Source organism: Romboutsia hominis, assembly GCF_900002575.1.
GTDB lineage: Bacteria > Bacillota > Clostridia > Peptostreptococcales > Peptostreptococcaceae > Romboutsia_C > Romboutsia_C hominis.
In genome coordinates, this window is record NZ_LN650648.1 from 1,380,119 (window position 1) to 1,393,786 (window position 13,668).

The 13,668-nt window shown below is 24.5% G+C and carries 13 protein-coding genes and 1 pseudogene; 3 read left to right on the forward strand and 11 right to left on the reverse strand.

Annotation, left to right across the window (positions count from 1 at the left end):
• Window positions 1-160: 160 nt before the first annotated feature.
• From accD to FRIFI_RS06650, 4 genes are all read right to left on the reverse strand, one after another.
• Window positions 161-1,009, reverse strand: a complete 849-nt coding sequence (accD, locus tag FRIFI_RS06635; protein WP_092925863.1) for an acetyl-CoA carboxylase, carboxyltransferase subunit beta — start codon at window positions 1,007-1,009, stop codon at window positions 161-163.
• A 13-nt stretch (window positions 1,010-1,022) separates the two neighbouring features.
• Window positions 1,023-2,390 carry an acetyl-CoA carboxylase biotin carboxylase subunit gene (gene accC / locus FRIFI_RS06640; protein ID WP_092925861.1) on the reverse strand — a complete coding sequence of 456 codons (1,368 nt, stop codon included), beginning with the start codon at window positions 2,388-2,390 and terminating at the stop codon, window positions 1,023-1,025.
• A gap of 11 nt (window positions 2,391-2,401) precedes the next feature.
• Complete coding sequence (gene accB / locus FRIFI_RS06645; protein ID WP_092925859.1) at window positions 2,402-2,872, reverse strand: acetyl-CoA carboxylase biotin carboxyl carrier protein; 471 nt, start codon at window positions 2,870-2,872, stop codon at window positions 2,402-2,404.
• 166 nt (window positions 2,873-3,038) lie between these two features.
• Window positions 3,039-3,611, reverse strand: coding sequence for a hypothetical protein (locus FRIFI_RS06650; protein ID WP_092925857.1), 573 nt, complete (start codon window positions 3,609-3,611; stop codon window positions 3,039-3,041).
• Between the two features lie 469 nt (window positions 3,612-4,080).
• On the opposite strand from FRIFI_RS06650, the gene FRIFI_RS06655 reads away from it, so the two are divergent.
• Window positions 4,081-4,341, forward strand: a complete 261-nt coding sequence (locus FRIFI_RS06655) for a hypothetical protein (protein WP_092925853.1) — start codon at window positions 4,081-4,083, stop codon at window positions 4,339-4,341.
• A 16-nt stretch (window positions 4,342-4,357) separates the two neighbouring features.
• On the opposite strand, the gene trmB is transcribed toward FRIFI_RS06655, so the two are convergent.
• Window positions 4,358-5,002: a tRNA (guanosine(46)-N7)-methyltransferase TrmB gene (trmB, locus tag FRIFI_RS06660; protein WP_092925851.1), complete on the reverse strand. Its 645-nt coding sequence runs from the start codon at window positions 5,000-5,002 to the stop codon at window positions 4,358-4,360.
• 98 nt (window positions 5,003-5,100) lie between these two features.
• The gene (locus tag FRIFI_RS15250; protein WP_271892928.1) at window positions 5,101-5,232 is read right to left on the reverse strand and encodes a hypothetical protein; all 132 of its coding nucleotides are present in this window, start codon (window positions 5,230-5,232) and stop codon (window positions 5,101-5,103) included.
• Between the two features lie 454 nt (window positions 5,233-5,686).
• On the opposite strand from FRIFI_RS15250, the gene FRIFI_RS06670 reads away from it, so the two are divergent.
• Window positions 5,687-6,547 carry a YitT family protein gene (locus FRIFI_RS06670; protein WP_166505395.1) on the forward strand — a complete coding sequence of 287 codons (861 nt, stop codon included), beginning with the start codon at window positions 5,687-5,689 and terminating at the stop codon, window positions 6,545-6,547.
• Between the two features lie 21 nt (window positions 6,548-6,568).
• On the opposite strand, the gene FRIFI_RS06675 is transcribed toward FRIFI_RS06670, so the two are convergent.
• Together FRIFI_RS06675 and FRIFI_RS06680 are read right to left on the reverse strand one after the other, a co-directional pair.
• Window positions 6,569-7,666, reverse strand: a complete 1,098-nt coding sequence (locus FRIFI_RS06675; protein WP_092925845.1) for a leucine-rich repeat domain-containing protein — start codon at window positions 7,664-7,666, stop codon at window positions 6,569-6,571.
• 34 nt (window positions 7,667-7,700) lie between these two features.
• Window positions 7,701-8,267, reverse strand: a complete 567-nt coding sequence (locus tag FRIFI_RS06680) for a GNAT family N-acetyltransferase (RefSeq protein WP_166505396.1) — start codon at window positions 8,265-8,267, stop codon at window positions 7,701-7,703.
• A gap of 272 nt (window positions 8,268-8,539) precedes the next feature.
• Between FRIFI_RS06680 and FRIFI_RS06685 the strand changes: the two are divergent.
• Window positions 8,540-9,651, forward strand: a pseudogene (locus tag FRIFI_RS06685) (tyrosine-type recombinase/integrase).
• 341 nt (window positions 9,652-9,992) lie between these two features.
• Here FRIFI_RS06685 and FRIFI_RS06690 read toward each other — a convergent pair.
• The 3 genes from FRIFI_RS06690 to FRIFI_RS06700 all read right to left on the reverse strand — a co-directional run bounded on the left by FRIFI_RS06690 (window position 9,993) and on the right by FRIFI_RS06700 (window position 13,619).
• A complete protein-coding gene (locus tag FRIFI_RS06690; RefSeq protein ID WP_092925839.1) occupies window positions 9,993-10,817 on the reverse strand; it encodes an alpha/beta fold hydrolase in 825 nt (274 codons plus the stop codon).
• Window positions 10,818-11,164: 347 nt separating this feature from the next.
• Window positions 11,165-12,367 (reverse strand): alanyl-tRNA editing protein, encoded by a 1,203-nt coding sequence (locus FRIFI_RS06695; RefSeq protein ID WP_166505397.1) that lies wholly within the window; start codon window positions 12,365-12,367, stop codon window positions 11,165-11,167.
• 292 nt (window positions 12,368-12,659) lie between these two features.
• Entirely contained in the window at window positions 12,660-13,619 is a 960-nt protein-coding gene (locus tag FRIFI_RS06700; RefSeq protein WP_092925835.1) for a magnesium transporter CorA family protein, read from the reverse strand.
• Between the last annotated feature and the right edge of the window lie 49 nt (window positions 13,620-13,668).

Sequence of the window (13,668 nt, forward strand, 5' to 3'; positions counted from 1 at the left end):
TCCATAAGTATTTATATCCATTCTATTCCTCCATAGAAATATCTTAAATTAAATTTTTATATATTCAACTTAAATGTAAATATTCATTTATTTAATATTTATTTCTAAAAAATTAACGAATAAATTTTTTGTATTTATTCGCTAATTTATATCTATTTATTTAATGTAGTGAAAGTATAGTATATAATGTATCTTTTAAATATTTTCTATTAACTATCTTATCTATAAATCCATGCTCTAGTAAAAATTCAGAAGTTTGGAAATTATTAGGAAGCCTTTGATTTATAGTTTGTTCTATAACCCTCTTACCTGCAAAGCCAATTAATGTATTTGGTTCAGATAAAATTATGTCTCCAAGCATAGCAAAACTAGCACTAACACCGCCAGTTGTAGGGTGTGTTAATAAACTTATATATAATAATCCTTTTTCCTCGAGCTTAGAAATGGCCTGAGAAGTTTTAGCCATTTGCATTAATGATACCATTCCTTCTTGCATTCTAGCCCCTCCTGAGGCCGTACAAATAATTATATGAAGATCATTACTAGCTGCATATTCTATAGAATATGTTATCTTATCACCAACAATACTGCCCATACTTCCCATCATGAAATCTGGATTCATTACACATAAAACTATTTTTATTCCATTTACACTACAAGTGCCACAAATAACAGCTTCATCTTCTTTAGTTTTTTCCTTGTAATTATTAAGTTTATTTAAATAATTCGGAAATTCTAATGGATCCTGAATGTCAATTTTAAACATAAACTCTTTAAAAGTACCATTATCAGAAATTAAACTTATTCTATCTCTAGCTTTAATACTATAATGTGTTTCACATTTTGGACATATATTTAAATTATCCTCTATATCTTTTTTAAAAACATGATCATTACAACCTTCACAATATATCCAAAATTTATCATCTACACTATTCTTTTTAAATTTATTATCTAGAGAAACTGTGATATATTTAGTTTCTTTAGATGGTAAAAATTTTTTAATCATAATGATTTCTCCCTTATATAGTTGTTGCTATCTGTTTATTTCCCAGAAATTCATTTTCGATAAATTTAGTATAATGCCTATCTTCTAAGAAAGCTTCACTATTTATAAGCGATTTTTGAAAATCTATATTAGTTCTCACACCTTCTATAATTATTTCGTCTAGCGCTCTATTTATTTTTTTTATACACTCTTCTCTACTCTCTGACCAACAAATAAGCTTACCTATCATAGAATCATAAAGAGGAGGTATAGTATATCCACAGTAAACAAAGGTATCAAATCTTGTTCCAAATCCGCCAGGTATATTTAGTGATGTTATTTCACCAGGACATGGTTTAAATTCTTCTTCTGGTATTTCAGCATTTATTCTACATTCAATAGCATGTCCTTTAAATACTATCTCTTTCTGAGTAAAAGGTATAGGCTTATTATCTGCAATTAATATCTGAAGTTTTATAAGATCAATTCCTGTAATCATTTCCGTAACAGGATGCTCTACTTGTATTCTTGTGTTCATTTCTATGAAATAAAAGTTTTTGTGTTTATCTACTATAAATTCTATTGTTCCTGCACCTATATAATTAGTTCCTTTTACGATATTAACAGCACTCTTATATAAATTATTCTTCTCTTCTTCACTTAAGTAGTTAGAAAGTGATTCTTCTAGTACTTTTTGATTTTTTCTTTGCATAGAGCAATCTCTTCCACCTAAATGTATCGCATTTGAAAATCTATCTCCAAATACTTGAACTTCAATGTGTCTAGGATTTTCTATGAATTTTTCCATATATAAATCACTACTTCCGAATGACGCTAAAGATTCAGAACTAGCTATATCAAAATTTGAAAACAGTTCGTCTTGCGTATAGACTATTCTCATGCCTTTCCCACCGCCACCATTAGAAGCTTTTATAATTACTGGATAACCAATTTTATTTGCTACTTCAAAAGCTTCTTCTTTGTTTTTTAGTACTCCATCAGAACCAGGAACTACCTTTATACCTAAACTAATAACAGTTTCACGAGCTCTAGATTTATCACTCATTAAAACCATTTGTTTTTTACTTGGTCCGATAAAAATAATATTATTTTCTTCACATTTTCTAGCAAATTCATGATTTTCTGATAAGAATCCAAATCCAGGATGTATAGCATCACATTCAAGTTTAAGAGCTAAATATATTATATTGTCTATATTATTATAACTTTTTGAGATATTATTAGGTCCAATACATATGGATTCATCAGCCAGATATCTATGTAAACACTCACTATCTGCTTTAGAGTATATCGCAACTGTTTTTATGTTTAGTTCTTTGCAAGTTCTAATTATTCTAACAGCTATATCTCCTCTATTAGCAACTAATATCTTTTTAATCATAATATACCTCCTTATAATGGCCTAATTTTAAATAAAGGTTGATTGTACTCTACTAATTCTTCACTTTCAACCAATATTTCTACTATTTCACCTTCTATTTCACTATTTATTTCATTCATAAGCTTCATTGCTTCTAATATACATAGCTTATCTCCTTCTTTAACTATATCGCCAATATTTACAAAACTTTTTTCATTAGGACTTGGCGATGGATAAAATGTTCCCACTAAAGGAGCTTTTACTATATATAAATTATCTTTATTTTGAGAGTTTTCATATTCGCTAATATTTTCGTGATTTATACTTTCTAATTCTATTTCTTCGCTATTTTTTAAAGTGTCTTTTTTATTTTTAATATTATTTTTTAAAGAACTATTTTTTTTCGATACTTCTAGTTTTAGTTCAGAGTTTTCTAATTTTACATATTCTAAACTTGTATTATCTATGGTCTTTAAAAGTTCTTTTATTTCATTTATTTCCATGTATTTTTACCCCCTTATATTATCACCAGGTACTAATATTATATCATAAAAAATAACTTTGTAAACAGATTTAATCTCATTTAAGTTTTTGCACTAAATTATGAATCTATATCATTTTATATAAACAATAAAAGATACTAATTTAATAAATTAGTATCTTTTATTCTTAATTTAAGTTTTCACCGATATCTATTATTTCTTCTTTAGATAAACCTGTAATATCAACAATAAACTCTATATCAGCATTTTTCAGTAAAAGTTCTAATGCTATCTCCTTTTTTGTATTCATTAAAATTAAATCCATGTCATTACTGCTTAACAGACAATTATTTATAGTACACTCATCATCACTATCAATCTCCTTATATTCTTTAAATACATTCTCCATAAAAACATTAAATAATATAAACAAAGCAGGGATTAAAAAATATATCCTAGCTCCAATAAAACCTATAATGACATTTAATGAAATAAAGATCAGATTTAATTTATCTAAATTATTATTTAAATGTTCTTTGTTAGTGCCATATGCCTTTATTATAGATAATATAAAAGTCGTTATGCATAAAGGTAATAAGAGATAACTAGATACTATTTCAAAGAAATTCATAGTATCAAAAAACACAGAAATATTACTATATGTACATATAAATCCTTTTAAATATGCATATACACATGCCATTATTCCAAATATGGCTCCAAGGGCTTGAGTATACCAATTTATAAATCGTAAATTCATAATATCCCCCCCAGATATCTATATATAATAAATATGCTATTTATTATTTGAATATCTCTATATTATATAAATTACTTAATTAAATTATAAGCTGTAGTTAATATTTTTATATTATATAGATTATCTTGAAGTTGTATTAAATCATTAGTTAGTTTTTTAGCTTCATTAATATCTCCTATATCTATACATTTGTATATTTTTTTAGTATAATAAGTTCATTTTCCTTTAATATATTTTCGTTATTATTATTAAGATTATGATTATATATACACATTTTAAACTCCTTTAATTAATTTAGTTATATTAATTATTATTTAATATGTTTATTTTTATACCAAATAGTATTATAATTAAATTTATGTATATTAAAAATTAGTACATAACCATTAATATCATAAGCTAATGACTAAATATACTTTATATGGAAATACTATAAAATAAATCCACTGAGTTAAGGGGAGTTTTGAATATGTTAGACACTATAGAATTTATATTAAAGATTTTATTTTTAATTTTATCTATTGTTTGGATTGGAAAAATCATGGTTTTAAGAAGCGATAAGCAAATCGTTATAAATCCACTACTTATAGGAATATCTGCAATACTTTCAGTGCTACCTCATCATTCAAATACTGAGTTACAGTCAACAAGAATTATCTTATATATACTATATTTGTTAGTTGTATGTTTGGGATTATATACTATGAGAAGAAAAAACGGAATATTTTAAAAAATAAGAGGTGATATCACCTCTTATTTTTTTTAGCTTCACATCTAAATATTTTCATTCCATAAGACATAAATTTATCTTCATATTCTGTTGTTACATTTTCAAATTCACTATTTGCTAAGTCTAGAGATATATTTTTTAATTTCCAGTTGTTATCAGTGATTTCATTTAAACTAAATTCAAATAAATTTTCATTATCAGTTTTAAAATGTATCTCACCATCAGCATTTAAAATTTCATTATACATATTTAAAAAGTTTTTATGTGTTAGTCTTCTCTTTGCCCATCTTTTCTTTGGCCAAGGGTCACAGAAATTTATATAAATTCTAGATAGTTCTTCTTTTTCAAAATAATCTAATATATTAGCTACATTTGCCCATGCAAACAAAATATTATCTAAGTTATTTTCTATAGCCTTTTCCACAGCCTTTAATAGAACTTCTTCTTTTATTTCAAAAGCTATGTAGTTTATATTAGGGTTTTCTTTAGCTAAAGTGGTTAAGAATTTTCCTCTACCTGTACCAAATTCTACATGTATAGGATTATTATTTTCGAATCTTTTATTCCATTTTCCTTTAAATTGTTCTATGTTATCTTTTAGTACATAATTTTCATGGCTTAATAATTTTATATCTGCACCCTTTACTTTTCTTCTTCTCATAAGTTGCTCCTTGCTTTATACTTTATTATCTATTAATAATACATTAATTTTAGTAAAAAATAAAGAGTATTAGCATTTGCTAATACTCTTTTTAGATATTAATGTCCGCAACCAGAGCATCCTCCACCGCATCCATTATCATCTTTCATATTTTCAGGTATAACTTTGAAACCGTATCCTGTATCTTCTATAACTATATCTCCATACTTAGTATAGTCATCTTTACTCATTATAAAATGTAATCCATCTACATCGTATTGTAAATCGTCAGCCTTTTGCTCATCCAGAGCAATTCCAAATGATGGACCACCTCAGCCTATACCTGCAAAGTATACTCTTATATTATGAGGTCTGTCTTGATTATCTTTTAATATGTCTTTTAGCGTATCTACCGCTGTTTGTGGTAAAGTAACCTTCATATAATCATTTCCTTTCAATTATTAAATTTATATATATTATATACTTTTATTGTGTATATAATCAATTAAATTTTACAAAATATACTAGAAATTAATAAAAATATATCATTTAAATTATATAAATTTATTTATATTATACCCTTTGATATCAATAATAAACGAAATTTATTTTACTATATAATTATTATACTTTATATACTATGTATTTACTGTTATAATATATAAATGTGATAAAATTTGACAATTTAATATAATGGGGGTAAAAATGAAAAAGGAAAATTCTAAGTTACTTGTAGAAGCTTTTGGATTAATATTAGGGTGTATATCTATGAGTATAGGTATTAATATGTTCTTAAAGCCACACACAATAGCACCTGGAGGACTTAGCGGCCTTTCTGTAGTATTAAGTAAGGTTACGGGCATGTCAGTATCTTTTATAATGTTAGCTATAGGTGTTCCTCTAGTTATATTTTCATTTAAAATACTTGGAGGAAAAAATTCTATAAAAACCTTAATAGGTACAGTTATGTTTTCTATTATAGTAAATTTAATGGCTCCAATTTCTGACCTAATTGTGACAAATGATTTATTATTATCAGCTATATCAGGTGCTATACTACTAGGTATAGGTATAGGTATAATGTTTAGAGCAGATGCTTCTACTGGTGGTACTGATTTAATTGCACTTATACTTAGCAAAAGGTTTAAAGGTATTAAGCCTACACAATTTATGGTATGTTTAGATGCTTTTGTAGTTATATCTTCAGGAATTGCTAGTAAAAATATTGAAATTTCTCTTTATTCTGCTATAGCACTCTATACAATGGTCAAGGTAGCAGATGCAATAATGGAAGGATTTGATTACTCTAAAGCTTTCCTTATAATATCTAAAGAAGCGGAGAGCTTAAAAGAAGTTATAACTAATGATTTATCTAGAGGTGTTACTATATTAAATGGTAGAGGTGGATATACTGATGATAAAAAAGAAGTACTTTTAGTAGTGGTTCCTAGAAATCAAGAAGTTCACTTAAAAAGATTGGTTAAATTGAAAGATCCCAATGCATTTATAATAGTTAGTAATGTTCATGAGGTATTAGGAGAAGGATTTAAAGTTTTAGAAAGTTAAAGCGGTATGTAAATACCGCTTTTATTTTTTATATACCCTAGAATCTATGATTATTTCTCCTTTTTGTGATAAATTACATATAACTAAAGATGGTGTTGTGTACTCATAGCCATTTAAAAATGGAAAAAGTAATGTATATCTTCCTTTTTTTAAATTCTTAAACTCATATGATCCATTTTCATTGGTTAATGAATAAGCTTTATTACCATTACTATCTATAATGGTAATAGTTTTTTCTTTTAATGGTATACTTTTAGTATTAGTACCTGCTTCTTTATTTACTACAAATAAATTTCCAGATATTCTTGATAATGAACTTATTTTAACTATATTGTCAGGCTCAAAAACACTTAAAACATTTTTTATCTTTAAATTTATTTGTTGGATTATTGTACCACTTAATATAGTAGATTTTGAAAATGGAATTTCATGATAAAAATCAGCCTTTAACAAACAATTAGAAAGGATATTTTTTATCATTACTTTAGAAATTGAATATAATATAGAAGGTCTTTTATCTGTTTTAATCGAATTATAGTTACCTCTTACCTGGACATTGTCTAATAACACTATAGTTTCATCACTAAAATGAATTGGACTATTAAAAATATAGTCTTGACCTTTATAAACAGTTACAGGATTTAGCATTATATACTGATCACTAGCTATAATTTTAATATTATCAGATCTAATAGAATCTAAAAAAGTTAAATCTTGAATTTGATTATTTGAAATATTTAATATCTGTAACTCTGTAAGATTAGCTAAATTGCTTATTTCGGATATATTGTTACTATCTAATCCTATAGATTTTAAATTTACCAAATCACTCAAAAAGCTAACATCTTCAATTTTATTTTCTGATAACTCTAATGTATTTAAATTAACTAACTTAGAAAGTAAAGAAGCATCCCTTATCTCGTTTCTACATAAATTGAGATGTTTTAAATTGACTGCATGCTCTATCCCTTTTAAACTTGATATATTTTTATCTGATAAGTCTAATTTTTCTAATAACTTTAGTTCATTTTTTGTAACATTAAAATTTTCTACACCTAATGTACTAGATATAGCATACTTTAAATGATCATCTATCCAATTATCATTCAAATCTTTCATAAAAATTTCATCTCCTTATTATAGATGTTAAATTTTATTTATATTTACTCATTAAGTAATTTTTTCGTGATATTTTATATAAATTACATTTTACTTTTTTATTAGATGAATGAAATGTTTTGAAATAGGTTTTTATATATTCAAAATTTAAGTTTTCTAATGATTTTATTGAATAATTATTGTCTTCATAAGTTATAGCTATAATTTCCTCAAGTTTTAATTTTTTAAATCCATATTTTACAATCTCTCTAGCTAATTCGGTTGATAAATCATACCCCCAATAAGATGGGTTTATGCATATTCCGATTTCTCCCTTTTTATTATCTTTAGAGATATTGTTAAAACCTATATTACCTATAACTTTTTTGTTTGATTTTAATACTATTGCGTAATGGGCTAGTTTGTTCTCATTATACTTTTTTAAAAAGAAATTTTTTATAAATTCTCTAGTTTCATAAATATTCTGATGTGCTTTAAATGGGAGATATTTTACGACTATTTCTTGCTTATAACACTCATGTAAATCTGGAGCATCTTTTAAAGTTATAGGTCTAAGTATACATCGTTTTGTTTCTAAAACATTCATTTTAGAGTTGTACATTTTTAACTCCCCTTTGATGAAATTTAATTTTGATTATAAAAAAACAATATAGAATCAAAAGACTTTTATATAACTTATGAGATTTATGCATTAACTGTTCTTTATAAACATAAAATATATAGTTTTATGCCAAAAAAATAAAGTGAAGTATTTTCAATATATTAGAGCAATACATAACATATTATGTCAGTTGTATGTCAGAACTTTAAATGTTTTTATTTTTTCTTTTATGATATAATATATATATAATTGTAATAATATGGAGGAATTGAATGAGCTTTGCATTTATAAGAAAAAGAAGCAAAAACTATATAGTTTATTTAGAATATAAAGATGTTGAAAGTGGAAAAAAGATACAGAAAAATATGGGTTCATTTGATAAAAAAAGAGATGCATCTAAGAAGTTAATAGAATTAAAAGAATCCATTTTAAACGATGAATTAGCTACACCAAACTCTATAAAATTCGGTAATTTTTGTTGGATTTTTTAGAAAAACATAAGATAAATTTATCTATAACTACATATAATTGTTATCTAAGAATATGCAAAAAGTATATAATACCTAAGCTAGGAAATCATAAGTTAGAAGATTTAAAACCTATACATATACAAAATTACGTAGATGATTTAGTTGGAATTCTTAGCCCTCAAACTATAAAGATACACATAAATATATTAAATTTAGCTATGAAAAAGGCTTATAGATTAAGACTTATAAGAGAAAATATTGTAGATTGTGTAGAAACTCCAAGAATTAGAAAGTTTAAAAATAATATATATGATAAAGATAATATGGTAAAATTACTTAAAACTTGTGAAAATACACCTTTAAAACTACCTATATATCTAGCTTCAGGATTAGGACTTAGAATATCTGAAATACTAGGGCTAACTTGGGATAATATAGATTTTAATGAAAATACTATAACAATAGATAAAATAACTGTAAGAAATGAAGGCAAAGTTATACTTAAAGAACCTAAAACTGAAAGTTCAGAAAGAACAATATCAGTTCCTATAGAGGTTATATCTTTACTAAAAGAACATAAGAAAAAACAATTAGAAGCTAAATTAAAAGGCATAAAAAATCCTTTTAACTTGTTATTCTATGATAAAAATGGACAACCTATAGCCCAAGATGTCCTTAGCAAAAAGTTTAGTAAATTTTTATGCGAGAATAATTTAGAACATATAAGATTTCATGATTTAAGACATTCACATGTAACTTTACTTATAAATTCAAAAGTACCTATAAAAGTTATATCAGAAAGAGTGGGTCATTCTAATATAAATACAACATTAAATATTTACGCTCACGCACTTAAAAATATGGATGTTGAAGCTAGCGAAAAAATCTCTGAAAATTTATTCAAGTTAGGATGATGATAAATATTCTAAAATGAAATAATAATAAAACTAACTTTTTATATTCGTTTTTAAGGCGATATTTAAATTTATTCAACAGTAAATATGTTAATAAAAATTATAACCTTTAAATTGAATTAAGGAAGTTTTTTAATATTTTGAAGTTGTTTTATTTATAAAACACAGAAAAACATTTAAAATAATTTAATTATGTAAACTTAAGTATGTATGATACATCAATTATGCCAAATTTAAATTATATATCAAATTTTTAAAACAAAATAATAGTGATGTTAGTTCAAAACTAATATCTTTTCTAACATCACTATTATTTAATAAAATTTATGTTCAGTAAACTATTAAATACTTTCTAAAAACTCCCTAACAACAGAAATATATTCTTTTGTATTTTCTACATATGGATTGTGTTTACTTTTTAATATTTTTACGGTCTTGTTTTTAAAATTAAAATCTTTATAATGATCAATTCCAATAGAATAATCTTCATCACCACAGATTATAAGTGTTTTTACATTTAAGCTTCTAGTTAGGTTTGTATAGTCGTAAAAATAGTCTTCATTAAAAAATGCTTTTTTAGCTAAATTTTCATTAACCATATTTTTATCTATTATTTCAATATTTTTATAATTAGAATAATTCATATACTGTAATTTATAATACAAATCATCTCTGATCAGTTTATTAGCAACCAAAGTCCACTTAGTTATAAGTTCGTCATATTTATATATATCAATATCTATATTTAATAGCTTACATCCATACTCTACTTGACTTTGTAAAGAATCATTTAAATTCAAAGTGCAATTAGTTAATATTAAAGCTTCAACATGCTCTTTATATTTATATGCATAATTTACTGCTATTATCCCACCGAAAGAATGTGCTATTAAAATAAGTTTATTTAATTTAAGATTTTTACGTATATCCTCAATATCATCAACTAAACTGTTTATAGAATAGTCATCATCCAAGTTTCCATCAGAACGTCCGCACCCTCTTTGGTCTAAATATATCATATTACAAAATTTACTAAACTCGTCCTTACAATAAATTTTAAAATCTTCACTCCAAGACCCAGGACCACCATGTATATATATACAATTCTTACCTTCCCCATATTCTTCAATATATAAATTTATATTTTCTCTATTTTTTATAAACATAAATTCTCCTTTATTCTGAAAATGTCTAATAATAATCTCGACTTAATTTGTAAATTATTTTATAAAAATTCTATAAGTTTTATTCTAAATTCGAATGTTTAAATTAGATTTTAAGAGAGAGTTATAAAAATTATGTTGATTTATATCTAGAATAAATAATATGCACTTATAATCTAATCTAAGTATTTTTACTTAATTTTAATCATTTAAATAGAAAAAGGTTTTAAAATAATTTAATTATGTAAACTAAAGTAAGTTATATAATTAAAAATATATATTTTAGAATCCAAAACATACATAATAAGGTAAGTATAGCACTTATAGAAATCTACACTTACCTTTAACAACTAAATCAACTCTTTTTTTATTTTATCAAAAGCATAATCAATAGCTACTTCTAAGTTACCGTTATTATTACCACCACCTTGGGCTAAGAATGTACTTCCTCCTCCTCTTCCATCAAGCAGTGTCATTGTATCTCTTAAGATATTGTTCATACTAATATTATTTATATTTTTAGAACTAGCAAAAACTAAATTAACTCTATCATCATTTTTAACTCCAACTAAAGATATAACATTTTCTGACTCAGTTATTTTAGATGCTATTTTAGATATATACTTGATATCCTTATCTATGTATATCTTTTTTATAATAGATATATCATTTACCTTATCTGAATTATTTATCATCTCTTTTATTTCAAAATTAACAATAACATCTTCAATCTTCCTTTTTTCATAAAGGGCATCTTCAAGTTTATCGTGAAGTTTTTTAACACCATTTATAGCTTCTTCTTCAGTTGAACTTAAATATCTACAAATATCCGTTAAATAAATATCTCTTTTTAGAGAGCTGTTTATAGCTCTTTTTCCTGCTAAAAATTCGATTCTTATAGAATCCTTATTTTTTTCCCATCTTCTTATCTTTATCATTCTAACATCTAGTGTAGACTTTGGGTGAACACCACAACAAGCATTAGAGTCTAAATCACCTATTTTAACAATTCTTATTTCTTCTGAAGTATCTGGTAAATCTCTTCTTATCCATATCTTTTTTAAATCTTTTTTAGATGGAATCAATGTTTCTACCTCTATATTTTCACTTATTATATCATTTGCCATTCTTTCAACTTCTCTTATTTCATCAATAGTAAGAGGACCTTTTATATCGACAGTACTTATCTCACTACCTAAATGAAAAGCAGTTGTATTTTTTTTAAATAAAGTATAAAAGCATCCTGATAATATATGCTGTGCAAAATGTTGATGCATTCCATCTTCTCTTCTTTCCCAATCTATAAAACATTTTACTTTATGTATTTTTATAGGTTTTTTTTCCACTACATGGTATACCTTATTGTCTTTTTCATATACATCTAAAACATCATGAACATCTATCTTTCCTAAATCGCAAAACTGTCCACCACCACCAGGGAAAAATGCTGTTTTATCTAATACTATATGATATTTTCCATTTACTTCTAATATTTCCTCTATTTCTGCGACGAATTCTTTTATATATTGATTTGTATAGTATAATTTTTCCATATTACCTCCTACTGTGAATTTATTTATAATTGTAATTTTACACTACTTCTTATAAAGAATAAAGCTTTCTTAACAATATTAATTTTTAAGTATTTTAACTTAATTAAATAAACTAAAATGCCATTTGATCAAATGAGACGACTTAAAATAATTAAGTTAATCTAATATAAAATAAAAAAGAGGGTTTAAACCCTCTAAAAAATATATTAATAAATCATTTTCAATTAAAAAATAGTTTTAACCATTATATTCCAGTATTTGTAGTATTAAAATATTAAATTAAGAGATATAATCAAAGTAGATTTTTTAGTTTGAATATTAGAATGCCTATTATAACTATTATAATCATAACAGTTATAACTATTGGATAAGCATATACAAAGTCAAGTTCTGGCATAAATCTAAAGTTCATCCCATATATACCTGTTATAATAGTCAATGGCGATGATATTGCTGTAAGTAAAGTAAGTTTTGTTATCAAGCTATTAGTTTTTTCTGCTACTTGAGAAGAATAAATATCAAGAAGCTTATCTGCTAGTTCTCTAGTGGATAAAGAAAATGAATAAAGTTTCTCTATACCAAAGTCTATACTTTGAAAGTTTTCGAGATTTTGCTTCCTTATATCAGAGTATTTCAAGTACCTTATATTTTCCTTTAATATTCTATCACCTATATATAAAAGGGGTCTTGTATTTTTTACGATAGATCTAGTTATGCCTCTTATATGATTTATTTTTATTACATGTTCATCTATTGCATTTTCAAGTATATCATCTTCTAATTTTAATATGATATCTTCTATCTTTTCTAGTATTTCAAATTGATGCATTATTATATTTTTAAGTATTAAATAATTAATATTAAATAAAATAACTATATTAGAAGTATTATTTAATTTAATATTATTAGTTATTATATTTTTTACAAATTCGAATATAAAATTTTCTTCATTGCATATAACTAATACAAAATTTTCTGATAAGTATATATTTATTTCTTCTACGTATATATCATTATTCATTATTTCAAAGGTATTTATGCTAAGAAAATCATAATTATCAAATAAATCTAATTTTATATTTTCATCAAATTTAAGGCAATCATTAAAAGTAATTTCATCTATCTCTAATATATTTTTAAGTAGATTTAATTGCTTAGGATCACTTAGTATAATATAAGAATTATTTTTATTGTAAAATCCTTCAGTAAAATTATCATATTTATCTCTAGTATCTAGATTAAGTATATACATTTTATCACCTATGTTATATTATTCCTTTTATTTATGATTAAATATACAT